The sequence below is a fragment of the Gammaproteobacteria bacterium genome (assembly GCA_036381015.1).
In the GTDB taxonomy this organism is placed as follows: domain Bacteria; phylum Pseudomonadota; class Gammaproteobacteria; order Steroidobacterales; family Rariloculaceae; genus ZC4RG20.
The window spans coordinates 15,185-32,265 of the sequence record DASVDR010000028.1 but is presented as its reverse complement, the minus strand read 5'-3'; the positions used below and the strand labels follow the sequence as shown (position 1 = coordinate 32,265).

Below are 17,081 nucleotides of genomic sequence, written 5' to 3'. Positions count from 1 at the left end.
GTCGCGTTAACATAAAGAGAAATGTGTCACAGAAAAACGATCCCGCCCCGTTCAGCCTTCGGCGCGCCGCTGAAGCGCCTTTGACATAACCGTGATGGGAACCGCAATTGCGGGCAGGGCTGCCCGCTTCGTCTACGGCTGCCACGCTTGGGCGTCCCTGCTCTTGATCTCGGCCTCGCTCGCCTGCGCGCTCGCGGTCACGCCCGGAGTGGACCGCCGGCGCCGCCTCGCCCGCGCGGCCGCGCGACTGTTCTTTTTCGTGATCGGGAGCCCGGTCAGAGTCGACGGCGCGGTGCCGCCGTCGCAGGCGTGCGTCGTGGTCGCGAACCACTCGAGCTATCTCGACGGCGTCGTGCTGACCGCGGCGCTGCCCCCGCGCTTCACGTTCCTGATCAAGCGCGAGATGACCGCCGTGCCGCTCGCCGGATTCATTCTGAAGCGCCTCGGCTCGAAGTTCGTCGATCGCGGCGACGCCCGCCACCGGAAGGTCACCGCGCGCGATCTCGTGGCGTCGGCCGCGAACGGCGACGCGCTCGCGCTCTTCCCCGAGGGCACGTTCGATCGGGCGCCGGGCCTCAAGCCGTTTCAAACCGGAGCTTTCGCGGCCGCGTGGCGCGCGACGCTTCCGGTCGTCCCGGCCGTCGTGCTCGGCGCGCGGCACAAGCTTCCCTCCGGCGCCTTCCTGCCCGCGCCCGGACCGCTCCGGGTGCGCCTCTGCGAGCCGCTCGACTCCGCCGGATACCGGTCGTCCCGCGAGCTGATGCGGGCGACCCGGGCGGCGATGCTCGCGCATCTCGGCGAGCCCGACCTGGACACGGCGGACGCCGGCGGACGCGCGGACGACGGCACGGCCGCCGAGGACGACGCTCCCGTCCGAGCGGAAACGCCGGCCGCGAGCACGGCCGAGCCTGACTTCCCCGGTCGCGGGGCCTCGGCGCCCGCGGCCTGTCACATTCCGGAGTAGTTCGGGCCGCTGCCGCCTTCGGGCGGGACCCACGTGATGTTCTGGGCGGGGTCCTTGATCTCGCAGGCCTTGCAGTGAATGCAGTTCGCCGCGTTGATCTGGAAGCGGGGCGCGCCGGCGGCATCCGTGACGATCTCGTACACCGCGGCCGGGCAGTAGCGCTGCGCCGGCTCGTCGTACACCGGCAAATTCCGCTCGATCGGGACCGTCGGGTCCGCGAGCTTCAGGTGGCAGGGCTGGTCCTCGTCGTGCTCGGTATTCGACAAATACACCGAGGACAGCCGATCGAACGTGATCGTACCGTCCGGCGGCGGGTACTCGATGCGCTTCGCGGCGTCGGCCGGTCGGAGCCGCGCATGATCCGGGCGCGGATCGCGCAGCGTGAACGGGGTCCGTCCCCGGAGCACGTTCTGCTCGAGAAACGCGAGCGCGCCGCCGCCGAGGCGGCCGAGGCGCGCGAAGCCGGCGCTGAAGTTGCGCGCTCGCGTGAGCTCCGCCCAGACCCAGGACCCGCGCACGCGCTCCGGATAATCGGTGAGCTCGCGCCCGCCGCCGGCGCCGTCGCGAAGGGCCGCGAAAACGCTTTCGGCCGCGAGCATCCCCGTCTTCATGGCCGTATGCGTGCCCTTGATCTTCGCCCCGTTCAGGAATCCCGCGTCGCAGCCGACGAGCACGCCGCCCGGGAACGCGAGCCGCGGCAGCGACTCGAGCCCGCCTTTGTTCACGGCGCGGGCGCCGTAGCCGATCCGCCGGCCGCCGCGCAGAACGGATTCGATCGCCGGGTGGCGCTTGAAACGCTGAAACTCCTCGAACGGGGACAGATACGGATTGCGGTAATGGAGCGCGATGACGAAGCCGACCGACACGCGGCCGTTCGCGGCGTGGTACAGGAACCCGCCGCCGTCCGTGTCGTCCGGCAGCGGCCAGCCCGTGGTATGGAGAACCTCGCCGGGGCGGTGCCGCTCGGCGTCGACCTCCCACAGCTCCTTGAAGCCGAGGCCGTAGTGCTGCGGATCGCGGCCGCGGCGCAGGTCGAAGCGCCGTTCGAGCTCCAGGCCGAGATTGCCCCGGCAGCCCTCCGCGAAGATCACGTACTTCGCGGCGAGCGCGTAGCCGCGCTGGAAGTTGGCCTTCTCCTCGCCGCTTCGCGACCGCCCCATGTCGCCGGTGGCGACGCCCGCGACCCGGCCCTCCGCGTCGTACAGGACCTCGGTCGCCGCGAAGCCCGGCAGCACGTCGCAACCGAGCTGCTCCGCTTGCTCGCCGAGCCACTTGCACAGATCGCCGAGGCTGATCACGTAGTTGCCGTGATTGCGGAGCGGCGCCGGGACGAGGAACGGCGGAACGTCGACGCCGCGGCGCTCGTCGAGCAGCCACCGGACGCGCTCCTCGGTCACCGGGACCGTGACCGGCGCGCCGCGGTCGGCCCAATCCGGGAAAAGCTCGGCGAGCGCACGGGGCTCGAGAATCGCGCCGGAGACGATATGCGCGCCGATCTCGGAGCCCTTCTCGACGAGGCCGACGGAGAGCTCGGCGCCGTGCTCGGCCGCGAGCTGGCCGAGGCGGCACGCGGCCGAGAGCCCGGCCGGCCCACCGCCGACGATGACGACGTCGAAGGCCATCGTCTCGCGCGGCCGAGCTTCGGCCGACTCGCGAGCGGAGGCTCCCTGGTGTGGATTTCCGGCGTGGGACACAGGTGGGGGCGGATTGTAACATTTGCCCTGAGTACGACCTCGAGTCCCGCCGTGTCTCGACCTCTCTGGACGCCGACCGAAGCCCGCGCTTCCGCGAGCCTCCTGCATCGCTTCATCCGCGAGCATGCGCCTCGGCTCGACGGCGCGGGCTACGACGCGCTCCATGCGTGGAGCGTCTCGAAGCCCGACGAGTTCTGGGGCGCGATGGCCGACTTCGCCGGCATCCGCTTCGCGGCGCCGCCGTCGAGCGTGGTCGCCGATTTCGACCGGATGCCTGGAGCGAGATGGTTCGAAGGCGCCGAGCTAGGGTTCGCGGACAACTTGCTGCGGCCGGACTTCGACGGGCCCGCGCTGATCGCGATCGACGAGACCGGCCGGCGCAAAGTGCTCGATCGGCGCGCGGTGCGAGCGCAGGCGGCGGCCGTCGCCGCCTCGCTCGAGGCGCTCGGCGTCGGTCCGGGCGACCGCGTCGCGGGGCTCCTGCCGAACTGCGCCGAGACCGTCGTCGCGATGCTCGCGGCCGCGAGCATCGGCGCGGTCTGGACGTCGTGCTCGCCGGATTTCGGCGCTCGCGGCGTGCTCGAGCGCTTCGGCCAGACCGAGCCGAAGGTGCTGTTCGCCGCGGACGGCTACTTCTACGGCGGAAAGCGGATCGACACGCTCGCGAAGACGGCGGAGGTCGCGGCCGCGCTTCCCGGCCTCCGCGCCGTCGTCGTCGTCGGCTTCTGCGATCCGCGGCCCGAGATCGCGGCGATCCCCGCAGCGCTGCGGTTCGACGAGATCGCCCGGGAGACCGCCCACGGCGCGCTCGCGCCGCGCGCGTTGCCGTTCGCGCATCCGCTCTACATCCTGTATTCGTCGGGCACGACGGGGCCGCCGAAATGCATCGTGCACGGCGCGGGCGGAACGCTGCTTCAGCACCAGAAGGAGCACATCCTGCACTGCGACATCCGCCCGAACGACGTCGTCTTCTACTTCACGACCTGCGGCTGGATGATGTGGCACTGGCTCGCGTCGGCGCTCGCCGCCGGCGCGACGCTCGTGCTCTACGACGGGTCGCCGTTTCACCCGGATCCGGGAGTGCTCTGGCGTGCGGCCGAGCGCGAGAGGATCGCCGTGTTCGGCACGAGCGCGAAGTACCTCGCCGCGCTCGAGCAGAGCGGATACCGGCCGCGGGACCAAGTCGACCTGGCAGCCCTGAAATCGGTGCTCTCTACCGGCTCCCCGCTCGCGCCGTCGAGCTTCGACTACGTGTACGACGCGATCAAAAAAGATCTGCAGCTTTCGTCGATCTCGGGCGGGACCGACATCATTTCGTGCTTCGCGCTCGGCAACCCGATGCTTCCGGTGTATCGCGGCGAGCTCCAGTGCCGGGGGCTCGGCATGGACGTGCAGGTCTACGACGACGCGGGGCGGCCGGTGCAAGGCCGCAAGGGCGAGCTCGTCTGCGCTTCGCCGTTTCCGTCGATGCCGCTCGGCTTCTGGAACGATCCGGACGGCGCGAAATACCGCGCGGCCTACTTCGAGCGCTTTCCGGGCGTCTGGTGCCACGGCGACTACGCGGAGCTCACGCCGCACGGCGGGCTGATCATTCACGGCCGTTCGGACGCGGTGCTGAACCCGGGCGGCGTGCGCATCGGCACCGCGGAGATTTACCGGATCGTCGAGCAGTTTCCGGAGGTCGCCGAATGCGTCGCCGTGGGGCAGGAGTGGGACGGTGACACGCGGATCGTGCTGTTCGTCCGGCTGATGGAAGGCCGAGCGCTCGACGGCAGGCTCGTCGATACGATTCGCGCGGCGCTGAAGCGCGAAGCGAGCCCGCGGCACGTGCCGGCGAAGATCCTCGCGGTCACGGACATACCGCGCACGCTGAACGGCAAGATCTCCGAGACGGCGGTCCGCGACGCCGTGCACGGACGCGACGTGCCGAACCGCGACGCGCTCGCCAATCCCGAGGCGCTCGATCAGTACCGCAATCGCCCCGAGCTCGCCTCCTGATGACACCGCTCGACGACTATCGGCGCCGGGTCGCCGCCGGGGAGCTCACGCCCGACCCGGCGCAGCAAGAAGCGTTGTCCTCGCTCGAGAGGCTGCGGGCCGAGCTGGTCGCGGCCGGCGCGCCGCCGCGGGGGTGGCGCCGCACGCTCGCCCGCACGCTGCGCCGGCCCATCGTTCCGGTCCGCGGCGTCTATCTCTGGGGCGGCGTCGGGCGCGGCAAGACGATGATGATGGATCTCTTCTGCGCGTCGCTGCCGTTCGACGACAAGCTGCGGCTTCATTTCCACCGCTTCATGGCCGAGGTGCACGCGGGCCTCAAGCGCCACCGCGACCGCCCGGACCCGCTCGAGCTGGTCGCCGACCGGCTGGCGGACCGTACGCGGATCCTCTGCTTCGACGAGCTCGCCGTCACCGACATCGCCGACGCGATGATCCTCGGGAATCTGCTCAGGGCGCTGTTCGCCCGCGGCGTGGCGCTCGCGGCCACGTCCAACCTCGAGCCGGGCGAGCTCTATCGCGACGGGCTGCAACGGCAACGCTTCGTGCCGACCATCGGTCTGATCCGGGATTACACCGAGGTCGTGCGTGTCGCGGGCACCCACGACTATCGCCTGCAGTTTCTCGAGACCGCGGACGTCTACCTCTATCCCGACGACGACGCGGCGCACCGGCGCCTCGAGAGCTACTTCCGGGCGATCGCGCCGGACTCGGCGAGCTCGGGCGGACGCATCGAGGTGCTCGGCCGGCCGATCGAGTACCTGCGGGCGTCTGACGGCATGATCTGGTTCGACTTCGCCCAGGTCTGCGACGGCCCGCGCAGCCAGGACGATTACATCGAGCTGTCGCGGCTATACGGGACCGTGCTCGTCTCCGGCGTGCCGCGCTTCAGCCCGGCGCTCGAGAACCAGGCGCGCCGTTTCATCGCGCTCGTCGACGAGTTCTACGACCGCCGCGTGAAGCTGATCCTGTCGGCCGATGCGCCGGTCGACGAGCTCTATCGCGGCAACCGGCTGAGCCACGAGTTCCTCCGCACGCGCAGCCGCCTCGTCGAGATGCAGAGCCACGACTACCTCGCGGCCGCCCACCGGCCCTGAAAAAGGTGTCAGACACCTTTTTCTGGCCGTAGCCGGCGAAAAAGGTGTCAGACACCTTTTTGAACCAGTCAGGCGCCGATCCGCGTGCGAACTTCGATCAGCTCCGGGAAGAACGAGATGTCGAGGGCCTTCTTCAGGAAGGTCACGCCGGCGGTGCCGGCGGTGCCCGCCTTGTAGCCGATGATCCGCTCGACCGTCTTCATGTGCTGGAAGCGCCAGGCCTGGAAGTCGATCTCGATGTCGACGAGGCGCTCGCACACCTCGTAGGCGGCCCAGTACTCGTCCGGATGCGCGTAGATCACCTCGAACACGTCGACGACGCCGGGGTGATGCTCATAACGCTCCGTCCAGTCCCGCTCCACGCGCTCGAGCGGCACCCGATGTCCGACGCGGTACAGGTAGCGCAGGAACTCGTCGTAAAGGCTCGGGCTCTCGAGCGCGCGCTTCAGCGCGCGGTAGTACTCCAGGTTGTGGCGGAACACCTGGAGCATCTCGCGCGATTTGTTCCCGAGCTTGAACTCGAGCAGACGATACTGCGGCGATTGGAAGCCCGATGCGGTCCCGAGCGCATCGCGGAACGCCGCATATGCGCTCGGCGTGAGCGTCGCGAGCACCTCCCACTGCGCGGTCAGCTGCTTCTGGACGCGGGTCACCCGCGCCAAGGTCTTGATGCTCCCAGCGAGCTCGTCCTGCTTGAGGCACTCGACCGCGGCGTCGAGCTCGTGCAGCACGAGCTTGAACCAGAGCTCCGCGACCTGATGCTGAATGATGAACAGGACCTCGTCGTGATGGCCCGTCAGCGGGCGCTGCGCGCCGAGGAGCTTGTCGAGCTGAAGATAGATATCGTAGCGAACGGCGGAGGCGTTCTCCTTGTCGTTCGTCCGCTCGGCGCCGCTCGCCGCGCGGTGCTCGTCCTTGCCGGTCTTGCTCGTCATTTCGTCACTTCTCGCCGCTCGTTCGCGGCGCAGAGTGTAACCCGGCTTCGGGCGGCGGAAGAAATCGTGCACCGGGCGCTGCGCAGAGCATAAGGATATGCTTTCGCGTTCGCTCGACCGACAATAGGGCGGGAACCGTCACGATGCGAGCCAAGACCGGAACACAAGCGGAGCGTTTGGATGCCGTCGCGGCCAGCGCCGACCGGATGGAGCCGGCCAAGACGCTCCCGGGCGACGCCAAGCGCTTCATCCGGCAGTACTACGCGCAGGTGGCCGTCGAGGACCTGACCGCCGAGCCGGCAGTGCTCGCGGCCGCGGCGCTCGACCATCTCCGGTGGGCGCGGACGCGCCGGCCGGGCACGCCGAAGATCCGCGCCTTCAACCCCACGCTCGAGAAGAACGGCTGGACGTCGCCGCACACGATCGTCCAGATGGTCAACGACGACATGCCGTTTCTCGTCGACTCCACGACGATGACGCTCGACGCGCTCGGCCACGCGATTCACATCACGATCCATCCGCTCCTGCCCGTGACGCGCAACGGCCGCGGCGTATTGACCGACATCGCGAGCCCGAAGATCGCGACGCGCGCCCGGATCGAATCCTTCATCCACATCGAGATTTCGCGGTGCACGGATACCCGTGTGCTCCGCCGCATCGAGGACGAGCTCGCAACGACACTGCACGACGTGCGCCGCGCGGTCGAGGATTGGCGCCCGATGCTCGAGCGGCTCGACGCGGCCAGGAAGGAGCTCGCGGCCGCGAAGGGTCCGCCGCCCGACCTGCAGCGCGAATCATGCGAGCTCCTCGCGTGGCTCGGGGACGATCACTTCACGCTGCTCGGCTACCGCGAATATCGGTTGGAGCGCGGCCGCAACGCCGACCTGCTGCACGCGATCCCGGGCACCGGCCTCGGGATTCTCCGCGAGGGCGGGCGCCCGCTCGAGCCCACTCGCCTCACCGGCCCCGCGCGCGAGGAGGCCCGATCCACGGATCCCCTCGTGATCACGAAGACGAACGCGCGCTCGCGCGTGCATCGTCCGGTGCCGATGGACTACGTCAGCGTGAAGGTCTTCGACACGCGCGGACGCCCGACGGCCGAGCGCCGCTTCCTCGGCCTCTATACCTCGTCGGCTTACAACGAGCTTCCGCGCGACATCCCGCTGCTGCGGCTCAAGGCGCGGCAGCTGATCGCGCAGTCCGGCGTCGATCCGCGCAGCCACCGCGGCAAGATGCTCCAGCACATCGTCGACACGTTTCCGCGCGACGACCTGTTCCAAGCGTCGATCGAGGAGCTTCGCCGGATCACGAACGGCATCCTCGCTCTTCAGGAGCGCCGGCGCGTGCGGCTCTTCCACCGGCGCGACGCCTTCGGGCGCTTCTATTCGTGCCTCGTCTACCTGCCGCGCGACCAGTACAACCGCCGCGCCCGGGAGCGCGTCGAGCAGATTCTGCTGCGCGGACTGGACGGCACGTCGGCCGAGACGGACGTGATGGTCTCGGAGTCGCCTCTGGCGCGCCTCGCCGTGACGGTGCGGACGGATCCGAGCAAGCCGACCTCGCCGGACATGACGGCCCTCGAGCGCGAGATCGCGCAAGCGGTCAGAAGCTGGCAGGACAAGCTTCGCGAGGCGCTCGCGGCGTCGCGGCCCGAGGACGAGGCGCTCGAGCTGGCCGGCCGCTTCGCCGACCACTTCTCGGCTTCGTACCAGGACGAGGTGCCGCCGGAGCGCGCCGCCGACGACATCGATCGCGTGGCGCGGATCGCGGACGGCGCGAGCACGCTCGAGATGACGCTGCGCCAGCCGCAGGGCCCGGGAACCGGGCTCGAGTTCTGGACGTTCACGCCGCGGGAGCCGATCCCGCTCTATGTCGCGCTGCCGATCTTCGAGAACATGGGCCTGCGCGTCCTCGGCGAGGGCATCTACGCCGTACGTCTCGATGCCGGCCCGATCTGGATCCAGGACTTCAAGCTCGAGACCGCCTCCGGAAAGCCCGTCGACGCGGCCGCGGTCGCCCCGCGTTTCGAGGACTGCTTCGCGCGCGTGCTGTCCGGCGACGCCGACAACGACCGCTTCAACGCGTTCGTCGTCGCCGCCGGCCTCGATTGGCGGGAGGCGGCCCTGCTTCGTGCATACGGCAAGTACCTCGCGCAAACCGGCATGCGTTTCAGCCAGGCTTACATGCAGGAGGTGCTCGCGCGCTACCCCGCGTTCTGCGCGGCGCTCGTCGGCCTCTTCAACGCATTGTTCGACCCGGACGTCGAAGCCGAAGCTCGTGCCGAGGCGTGTGCCCGCCACGAGCGGGCGCTCTCGGACGAGATCAACCGCACCACGAGCCTCGACGAGGACCGAATTCTGCGCGCTTTCGCGGCTACGGTCGGCGCGACGCTGCGCACGAATTTCTTCCAGGAAGCGAACGGCGCGCGGAAGCCGTATCTGTCGTTCAAGCTCGACTCGTCGAAAGTCCCCGAGCTCCCGCGGCCGCGGCCGATGTTCGAAATCTTCGTGTACTCGCAACGCGTCGAGGGCGTGCACTTGCGCGCAAGCCGGATCGCGCGGGGCGGCATCCGCTGGTCGGACCGCCGGGAGGACTTTCGCACCGAGATCCTCGGCCTGATGAAGGCGCAGCAGGTGAAGAACGCCGTGATCGTGCCGAACGGCGCGAAAGGCGGCTTCGTCTGCAAGCGCTTGCCGGAAGGCGACCGCGACGCCGTGCGGCGCGAGGTCGTCGCATGCTATCAAACGTTCATCCGCGGGCTCCTCGATCTCACGGACAACATCGTCGGCGATTCGATCGTGACGCCGCCGCGCGTGCGCCGCCGCGATGGCGACGACCCTTATCTCGTCGTCGCCGCCGACAAAGGCACGGCGACGTTCTCCGACATCGCGAACGCGCTCGCCGCCGAGTACGGCTTCTGGCTCGGCGACGCGTTCGCGTCCGGCGGCTCCGCCGGCTACGACCACAAGAAAATGGGCATCACCGCCCGGGGCGCCTGGGAATCGGTGAAGCGCCACTTCCGCGAGCTCGGCATCGACGTGCAGAGCGAGGATTTCACGGTCGTCGGCATCGGCGACATGTCCGGCGACGTCTTCGGCAACGGCATGCTGCAGTCCGAGCACATCAAGCTCGTCGCCGCGTTCGATCACCGGCACATCTTCGTGGATCCCGACCCCGATCCGGCCGTGAGCTTCGCCGAGCGCAAGCGGCTGTTCGAGCTGCCCGGCTCGAGCTGGGACGATTACGACCGCAGCAAGCTCTCGCCGGGCGGAGGCGTCTACTCGCGTCAGAGCAAGTCGATCGAGCTGCATCCCGCCGCGCGAAAGGCGCTCGGCATCGAGGCCGCGAGGATCACGCCTCCCGAGCTGATTCGTGCCGTGCTGACGGCGCCCGTCGACCTTCTCTGGAACGGCGGGATCGGCACGTACGTGAAGGCGAGCGACGAGCCGCACGCGAGCGCCGGCGACCCGGCGAACGACGCGCTGCGCGTGAACGGCAACGAGCTTCGCTGCCGGGTCGTCGGCGAAGGCGGAAATCTCGGCTTCACACAGCCCGGGCGCATCGAGTACGCGCTCCGCGGCGGCCGGATCAACACCGACTTCATCGACAACTCCGGGGGCGTCGACTGCTCCGACCGCGAGGTCAACATCAAGATCCTGCTGAACGGCGCCGTCGCCGCGGGCCGCCTCACGAAAGCGGCGCGCAATCGGATGCTCGCGGCGATGAAGGACGACGTCGCGCGCGGAGTCCTCGCGAACAACTACGGGCAGACGCAGGCGCTGTCGATCGCGGCAGCACGCTGCGCAGAGCGCCTCGGCGAGCACATTCGCCTGATCCGGATGCTCGAGACGCAGGGGCACCTCGACCGTGCCGTCGAGCACCTGCCCCCCGACGACGAGCTCGAGGCGCGCCGCCGCGGCGGCTTCGGGCTCACGCGGCCCGAGCTCGCCGTCATCCTCGCGTACGCGAAGATCGAGCTCACGGCCGAGCTGATCGCGAGCGATATCCCGGAGGATCCCTACTGCGCGCGCGAGGTCATGCTCTACTTTCCGCAGCTGATCCAGGAGCGCTTCGGCGAGCTGATCGGCACGCATCGGCTGCGGCGCGAGATCGTCGCGATGCTGATCTCGAGCAGCATGATCAACCGAATGGGGCCGTTCTTCGTGCTCCGCGCCCGCCAGGAAGTGGGCGCCACCGCCGCGCAGGTCGCGCGCGCGTACTCGATCGCGCGCGAGGTATTCGACGTGCGCCGTCTGTGGCGGCAAATCGAGGCGCTCGACTATCGGATTCCGGCCGCGGTGCAGTACGACACGATCTTCCAGATCAGCCGGATGATGCGTCGCGCGGTGTACTGGCTTCTGCAGCGCTACCCGGAAGAGCTCGACATCGAGCCGATGGTCGAGCGGTTTCGCCCCGGCGTCGCGCGCATCACGGAGTCGCTGCCGAGGCTTCTCGGCGGCGGCACCGGGCGGCGCTTCGACGGCGATGCCGAGCAATTCGAGCAATGGGGCTTGCCGCTCCCCGTGGCAAAGCGAGTCGCTTCGCTGCAGGTGATGACCCAGATGCTCGAGATCGTGCAGCTCGCCGACGAGCGCGGCCTCGAGCCGAAGGAGCTCGCGCGCCTCTACTTCGAGCTCGGGCGCAAGCTGCGGCTCGACTGGGTGCGCGAGCAGATCGAGGCGCTGAAGGTCGACGGGCACTGGCATGCCCTCGCGCGCGCGCATCTCCGCGAGCGCCTCGCTCGCGAGCACCGCGCGGTGCTGACGCAAATCCTCGACGCGCACGGCGAGGAGGATCTGCGCGCGGCGCTCGCCGAATGGCTCGCGGACTCTGCGGCGCGGATCGCGCCCGTGCAGGCGGTCCTCGACGAGATGCGGGCCGGTCCCGGCGCGGATTTCGCGACGCTCTCGGTAGCGCTGCGGCAGATCGAGCGGCTGACGCAGTAGCGATTGCGCGGCATCCGCGTCCGCGCCGCGCGGGATTCGCGTCCACGCCCTCGCCCACCCGCGGTTGAATTGCGGCTTCCGACCCCGAACAATAGCGCCATGAATTCTCGAACTCGGGCGGAGCTCGGCAAGCTCGTGCTCGTCCGCCACGGCCAAAGCGACTGGAACCTGAAGAACCTTTTCACCGGCTGGACCGACGTCGATCTCACGGAGCAAGGCATTCGTGAGGCGCGCGACGCGGGCCGCACGCTCGCGGACGCGCGGATCGTTTTCGACATCGCGTTCACGTCCGTTCTCGTGCGCGCGATCCGCACGCTCTGGCTGATCCTGGACGAGATGAAGCTCATGTGGATCCCGGTGGAGCGACATTGGCGCCTGAACGAGCGCCACTACGGCGCGCTCCAGGGGCTCGACAAGGCCGAGACGGCCGCGAAGCACGGGGCGGAGCAGGTCAAGATTTGGCGGCGCAGCTACGACGTGCCGCCGCCGCCGCTCGCGCCCGACGACCCGCGTCACCCGCGGCACGACGCGCGCTACGCAGGGCTTCCGCCGTCCGCCGTGCCGTCCACCGAGTCGCTGAAGTCGACGCTCGACCGCGTGCAGCCGTACTGGGAGGACCGCATCGTTCCGGAGCTTCGTGCCGGGCGCAACGTGCTCGTCGCCGCGCACGGCAACAGCCTGCGCGCGCTCGTGAAGATGCTCGAAGGCATCTCCGATCAGGACATCGTCGGCCTCAACATCCCGACCGGCGTTCCGCGCCTCTACGAGCTCGACGCCGAGCTCAATCCGACGCGCGCGGAATACCTCGGCGATCCCGCGGCCATCGCCGCCGCCGCGGAAGCCGTCGCGAACCAAGCGGCGGCGCCGCGCGGCTGAAGATGCTCTACGACCTCGGCGAGCATCGAGTGGCAACGGCCGACGACGCGTGCTTCGTCGCGCCGAGCGCGTCGGTCATCGGCCGCGTGCAGCTCGGCCGCGACGTCAGCGTCTGGTTCAGCGCCGTTCTCCGCGGGGACAGCGCGCCGATCACGATCGGCGACCGCACGAACGTGCAAGACACGGCGGTCGTGCACGTCGACGGCGACGCACCGGCGGAGATCGGCGCGAACGTCACGATCGGCCATGCGGCCGTCGTGCACGGTTGCCGCGTCGGCGACTTCTGCTTGATCGGCATCGGCGCGACGATCCTGAGCCACGCGGTGCTCGGCCGCTACTGCATCGTCGGCGCGAACGCGCTGATCACCGAGCGCAAGTCGTACCCCGACCGTTCGCTGATCGTCGGCGTGCCGGCGAAACGCGTGCGGGAGGTCACGGACGACGAGGTCGCCATGCTCGAGGCGAGCGCCGCGCACTACGTCGAGATGGGCCGCCGCTACGCCCGCGAGCTCAAGCCGCGCTGACGCTCGCGCGGCCGCGCTGCGCGAGCGCGAGTCGTCCGCCGCGTCACTCCGGCAGCGCGAGCGCGATCAGCTCCGCCGGGCCCGGTCTTCCGACCGACAGCACGATGAACTGCCGCCCGCCGACCATGTAAGTCATCGGCTTGCTCCCGACCTGCCCCGGCAGCTCGATCTCGGCGACGATCTTCCCGGTCGCCTTGTCGTACGCGCGCAGGACCGGATCGCCGCCCCAGCCTTCGCCGGCGAAGAGAAGCGTCTTCGTGACGAGCAGGACGGGCCGCGCCGGCTTGCCGGTCGGCGGGATGTCGAGCCCCTCGAGCGCCGGGTTGTTCTTCACGTCGTCCGGCGTATCCCCGTTCGGCACCATCCAGAGGTGCTCGCCGGTGTTCATGTCGATCGCGGTGATACGGCCCCAGGGCGGCTTGACGAGCGGCAGATCGAGCGGGCTCGGCACCTGTCCTCCGGAGAACACGTAGCTGATGTCCGTGAGGTCGGGCTCGGCGCGCACCGAAAGCACGGCCGGGTTCGTCGTCGAGCCGACGTAGAGGATCCCGGTCTCCGGGTCCGCGGCCCCGCCTTCCCAGTTCGAGCCGCCGCCGAAGCTCGGCAGCATCAGCGTGCCGTGCGTCCCGTCCGGCGCCTCGGCGAGCGACGGCGGCGTGAAGATCGGGCCGAGGCGCAGCCCCTCGATCGACTCGATCGCCGCGGCGCGGATCTCCGGCGTGAAATCGATCAGGTCGTCGATGCTGACGCCCTGCCGGTCGTACGGGGCGGGCTTCGTCGGGAACGGCTGAGTCGGCGACGTCCACTCGCCCGGCACGTCGGACTTCGGGACCGGGCGCTCCTCGATCGGCCACAACGGCTCCCCGGTCACGCGGTCGAACGCGAAAGCGAATGCGTGCTTCGTCAGCTGCACGACGGCCTTGACGTCCCGGCCGCCGACGGAGACGTCCAGCAGGATCGGCGACGTCGGGTTGTCCCAATCCCAGATGTCGTGGTGGATCAGCTGCTGGTGCCAGATGCGTCGGCCGGTGGCGGCGTCGAGCGCGACGAGGCTGTTGCCGAAGAGGTTCGCGCCGGGCCGCTCGCCGCCGTACATGTCGCTCGTCGGCGCTTCGACGGGCAAATACACGATGCCGAGCTCGGGGTCCGCCGCCATCGGCGCCCAGACGCCCGCGTTGCCGGTATACGCGGCGGAGCCTTCGAGCCAGGTGTCGTATCCGAGCTCGCCGGGCTCGGGAACCGTGTGAAACGTCCAGACCAACTTTCCGGTGCGCGCGTCGAACGCGCGGACGTCGCCCTTGACCTGGGTCTTCGATCGCGGCCGCGCGCCGACGCCGTGCGCGGGCCCGACGATGACGAGGTCGCCGATCACGAGGGGCGGCGACGACGAGCCGATGTCGAGGTTGTCCTCGGGACCGCGCAGCCCGATCTTCATGTCGACGATCCCGGCCTCGCCGAACTCGCGCTTCGGCAGTCCGGTCTGGGCATCGAGCGCGACCAGGTGAAAGCCCGGCGTGACGGTGAAGATGCGCTCGTCGCCTTCGCCGTCGGTCCAGTACGCGACGCCTCTACCTGACGATTTCCGCGGCGCCTTCTCGAAGCGCTCGCCCTCGTCCGGCCGCCAGACCCAAAGCGTCTGGCCCGTGGCCGCGTCGATCGCGACGACGTTGCGCGTGACGCCGGCAGTCGCGTAAAGGACGCCGCCGATCATCAGCGGTGTGGTCTCGCTGCGCGCCTCCGGCCGCGGTCCGAAATTCGCGGCGTACCAGCGCCACTCGACGCGCAGATCGCCGACGTTCGATGCGTCGATCTGGTCGAGCGGCGAGTAATGCTGAGCGGCGAGGCTGCCGCCGTAAACCGGCCACTCGACGAGCCCGGCGTCGGTCTTCTCGCCCTGAGCGAGAGCCGCGGATGACAGAGCCGCCGCCAGCGCGGCGCAGATCGACGATCGTCGCAGTCGACGCATGATGGACCTCCCGCAGAAATCGCGCCGCGTCCGACCGGGCCGGCGCGGTTCGTTCTTGTCGCCCAAGAGTAGCGCGATTCGGCCCGCGCCATAACCCGCAGGCGAGATCAGGCGTTCGGCCAGATCCGGATCAGGCCCTCCTGAGCCGTCGAGGCCACGAGGCGGCCGTCCGCCGTGAAGAACCGGCCGAACGCGAGTCCGCGCGCGCCCGACGCGTTCGGGCTGCGCATCGAATGGAGCAGCCACTCGTCGGCGCGGAACGGGCGGTGGAACCACATCGCGTGGTCGAGGCTCGCCATCTGCACGTTGCCGTGCTCGAAGCGGATGCCGTGCGGCAGGGTTGCCGTCGCGACGAGCTGGTAGTCGGAAATGTAAGCGAGGAGCGTCCGGTGCAGGCTCGGGTCGTCCGGCAGCCGCTCGATCGTGCGGACCCAGATATGCCGCAACGGCGGAGCCGGCTCCGGCGAGAAGACGTGGATCGGCTCCACGGGGCGAAGCTCGAAAGGCCGCGCCCTCATCACGAAGCGGCGCATCTTCTCAGGAATCCGCTCGAGCAGCTCGGCCGGGACCTGGCTCAAGTCCGCGAGGCCTTCGGGCCCCGGCACGTTCGGCATGTCCGCCTGATGCTCGATGCCGGCCTCCGGCACTTGGAACGACGCGGTCATGTTGAAGATCGGCCGGCCGTGCTGGATCGCGACGACGCGGCGGTTGCTGAAGCTGCGGCCGTCGCGAGCGCGGTCCACGTCGTAGACGATCGGCGCGTGCACGTCTCCGGGGCGGAGGAAATAGGCGTGCAGCGAATGCACGTCCCGGCCCTCGACCGTGCGGCTCGCGGCCTCCAGTGCCTGCCCGAGCACCTGCCCGCCGAACACGCGGTCGCTGCCGATGTCGCGGCTCTCGCCGCGAAACAGGTTGTCCTCGATCCGCTCGAGCTCGAGCAGCCGCAGCAGATCCGCGAGCACCGCCTGCATCACGCGCCCGTCATGCACTGCGTGCGTTGGTGCCGGACGTGCACTGCATGCCTTCACTGCCGGACATGCACTGCATGCCTTCGGTGCCGGTCATGCATTCAGCACGTTCGGCGCCGCGCACCCGATGCACGGAATGCTGGTCCGGCACCGAGCGCACGGACACGGCGCTCACGGCCCGCTCCGGTTCAGGCGGGCGATCAGGCTCGAGGTGTCCCACCGTCGACCGCCCATGCCGACGACGTCGGCGTAGAACTGGTCGACGAGCGCGGCGACGGGCAGCTCCGCGCCGTTGCGCCGCGCTTCGTCCAGGCAGATGCGCAGGTCCTTGCGCATCCACTCGACGGCGAAGCCGAACTCGAACTCGCGGTCGACCATCGTCCGCCAGCGGTTCTCCATCTGCCAAGACTGCGCGGCGCCCTTCGAGATCACGTCGACGACCGCGGCCGTGTCGAGCCCCGCGCGCTGCGCGAAGTTCAGCGCCTCCGCGAGCCCCTGCACGACGCCGGCGATCGCGATCTGGTTGACCATCTTCGTGAGCTGCCCGGACCCGGGCGGGCCGATCAGCCGTACGCTGTGCGCATAGCTCCGGATCAGGGGCTCGGCCCGATCGAACGGCGCCTTCTCGCCGCCGACCATCACGGTGAGCTTGCCCTGCTCCGCGCCGGACTGCCCCCCGGAGACCGGCGCGTCGAGGCAAAAGACCCCGCGCGCTTCTCCGGCCGCGGCGATCTCCCGCGCGATGTCCGCGGAGGCGGTCGTGTGGTCGACGAAGACCGCATGCTTCTTCATGCCGGCGAGCGCTCCCTCCGGCCCGAGCACGACCTCGCGCACGTCCGGGTCGTCGCCCACGCAAGTGAAGACGAAGTCGGCGCCGTCGACGGCATCCGCGATCGAGCCGGCGACTCGCCCCCCATACTGCGCGCCCCAGCGTCGCGCCTTTTCGGCCGTGCGGTTGAACACGGCCACGTCGTGGCCCGCGCGTTGAAGCCATCCGGCCATGGGGAAGCCCATCACGCCGAGCCCGATGAATGCGATACGTTCCGTCATGCCGAGAATCCGCTCCGAGTTGCCGGCGGCGGACCACCGCCGCGCACGCGCCACATGGTATCGCAA

12 protein-coding genes are annotated in these 17,081 nt (G+C 69.6%); 6 read left to right on the top strand and 6 right to left on the bottom strand.

Features of this window, described 5'->3' with window-relative positions; genetic code table 11:
• Window positions 1-94: 94 nt before the first annotated feature.
• On the top strand, window positions 95-964 hold the full coding sequence (locus tag VF329_10280; GenBank protein ID HEX7081391.1) for a lysophospholipid acyltransferase family protein: 870 nt from the start codon (window positions 95-97) through the stop codon (window positions 962-964).
• Here VF329_10280 and VF329_10275 read toward each other — a convergent pair.
• Window positions 949-2,586 carry an electron transfer flavoprotein-ubiquinone oxidoreductase gene (locus tag VF329_10275; protein HEX7081390.1) on the bottom strand — a complete coding sequence of 546 codons (1,638 nt, stop codon included), beginning with the start codon at window positions 2,584-2,586 and terminating at the stop codon, window positions 949-951. The genes VF329_10280 and VF329_10275 overlap by 16 nt on opposite strands.
• 123 nt (window positions 2,587-2,709) lie before the next feature.
• On the opposite strand from VF329_10275, the gene VF329_10270 reads away from it, so the two are divergent.
• Together VF329_10270 and zapE are read left to right on the top strand one after the other, a co-directional pair.
• On the top strand, window positions 2,710-4,656 hold the full coding sequence (locus VF329_10270) for an acetoacetate--CoA ligase (GenBank protein HEX7081389.1): 1,947 nt from the start codon (window positions 2,710-2,712) through the stop codon (window positions 4,654-4,656).
• The gene (gene zapE, locus VF329_10265) at window positions 4,656-5,750 is read left to right on the top strand and encodes a cell division protein ZapE (GenBank protein ID HEX7081388.1); all 1,095 of its coding nucleotides are present in this window, start codon (window positions 4,656-4,658) and stop codon (window positions 5,748-5,750) included. The genes VF329_10270 and zapE overlap by 1 nt, the downstream gene beginning before the upstream one ends.
• A 68-nt stretch (window positions 5,751-5,818) precedes the next feature.
• On the opposite strand, the gene VF329_10260 is transcribed toward zapE, so the two are convergent.
• Entirely contained in the window at window positions 5,819-6,685 is an 867-nt protein-coding gene (locus tag VF329_10260; protein HEX7081387.1) for a tryptophan 2,3-dioxygenase family protein, read from the bottom strand.
• A 143-nt stretch (window positions 6,686-6,828) separates the two neighbouring features.
• Between VF329_10260 and VF329_10255 the strand changes: the two genes are divergently transcribed.
• From VF329_10255 to VF329_10245, 3 genes are all read left to right on the top strand, one after another.
• On the top strand, window positions 6,829-11,631 hold the full coding sequence (locus VF329_10255) for an NAD-glutamate dehydrogenase (protein ID HEX7081386.1): 4,803 nt from the start codon (window positions 6,829-6,831) through the stop codon (window positions 11,629-11,631).
• Window positions 11,632-11,730: 99 nt separating this feature from the next.
• Window positions 11,731-12,507 carry a 2,3-diphosphoglycerate-dependent phosphoglycerate mutase gene (gene gpmA / locus VF329_10250; protein ID HEX7081385.1) on the top strand — a complete coding sequence of 259 codons (777 nt, stop codon included), beginning with the start codon at window positions 11,731-11,733 and terminating at the stop codon, window positions 12,505-12,507.
• Between the two features lie 2 nt (window positions 12,508-12,509).
• A complete protein-coding gene (locus VF329_10245) occupies window positions 12,510-13,031 on the top strand; it encodes a gamma carbonic anhydrase family protein (protein ID HEX7081384.1) in 522 nt (173 codons plus the stop codon).
• A gap of 43 nt (window positions 13,032-13,074) precedes the next feature.
• On the opposite strand, the gene VF329_10240 is transcribed toward VF329_10245, so the two are convergent.
• From VF329_10240 to VF329_10225, 4 genes are all read right to left on the bottom strand, one after another.
• Window positions 13,075-14,997 carry a pyrroloquinoline quinone-dependent dehydrogenase gene (locus VF329_10240; GenBank protein HEX7081383.1) on the bottom strand — a complete coding sequence of 641 codons (1,923 nt, stop codon included), beginning with the start codon at window positions 14,995-14,997 and terminating at the stop codon, window positions 13,075-13,077.
• Window positions 14,998-15,104: 107 nt separating this feature from the next.
• The gene (gene tesB / locus VF329_10235) at window positions 15,105-15,968 is read right to left on the bottom strand and encodes an acyl-CoA thioesterase II (GenBank protein ID HEX7081382.1); all 864 of its coding nucleotides are present in this window, start codon (window positions 15,966-15,968) and stop codon (window positions 15,105-15,107) included.
• A 10-nt stretch (window positions 15,969-15,978) separates the two neighbouring features.
• On the bottom strand, window positions 15,979-16,140 hold the full coding sequence (locus VF329_10230; protein ID HEX7081381.1) for a hypothetical protein: 162 nt from the start codon (window positions 16,138-16,140) through the stop codon (window positions 15,979-15,981).
• Complete coding sequence (locus tag VF329_10225; protein HEX7081380.1) at window positions 16,137-17,015, bottom strand: NAD(P)-dependent oxidoreductase; 879 nt, start codon at window positions 17,013-17,015, stop codon at window positions 16,137-16,139. Before VF329_10225 ends, VF329_10230 begins: the two co-directional genes overlap by 4 nt.
• Between the last annotated feature and the right edge of the window lie 66 nt (window positions 17,016-17,081).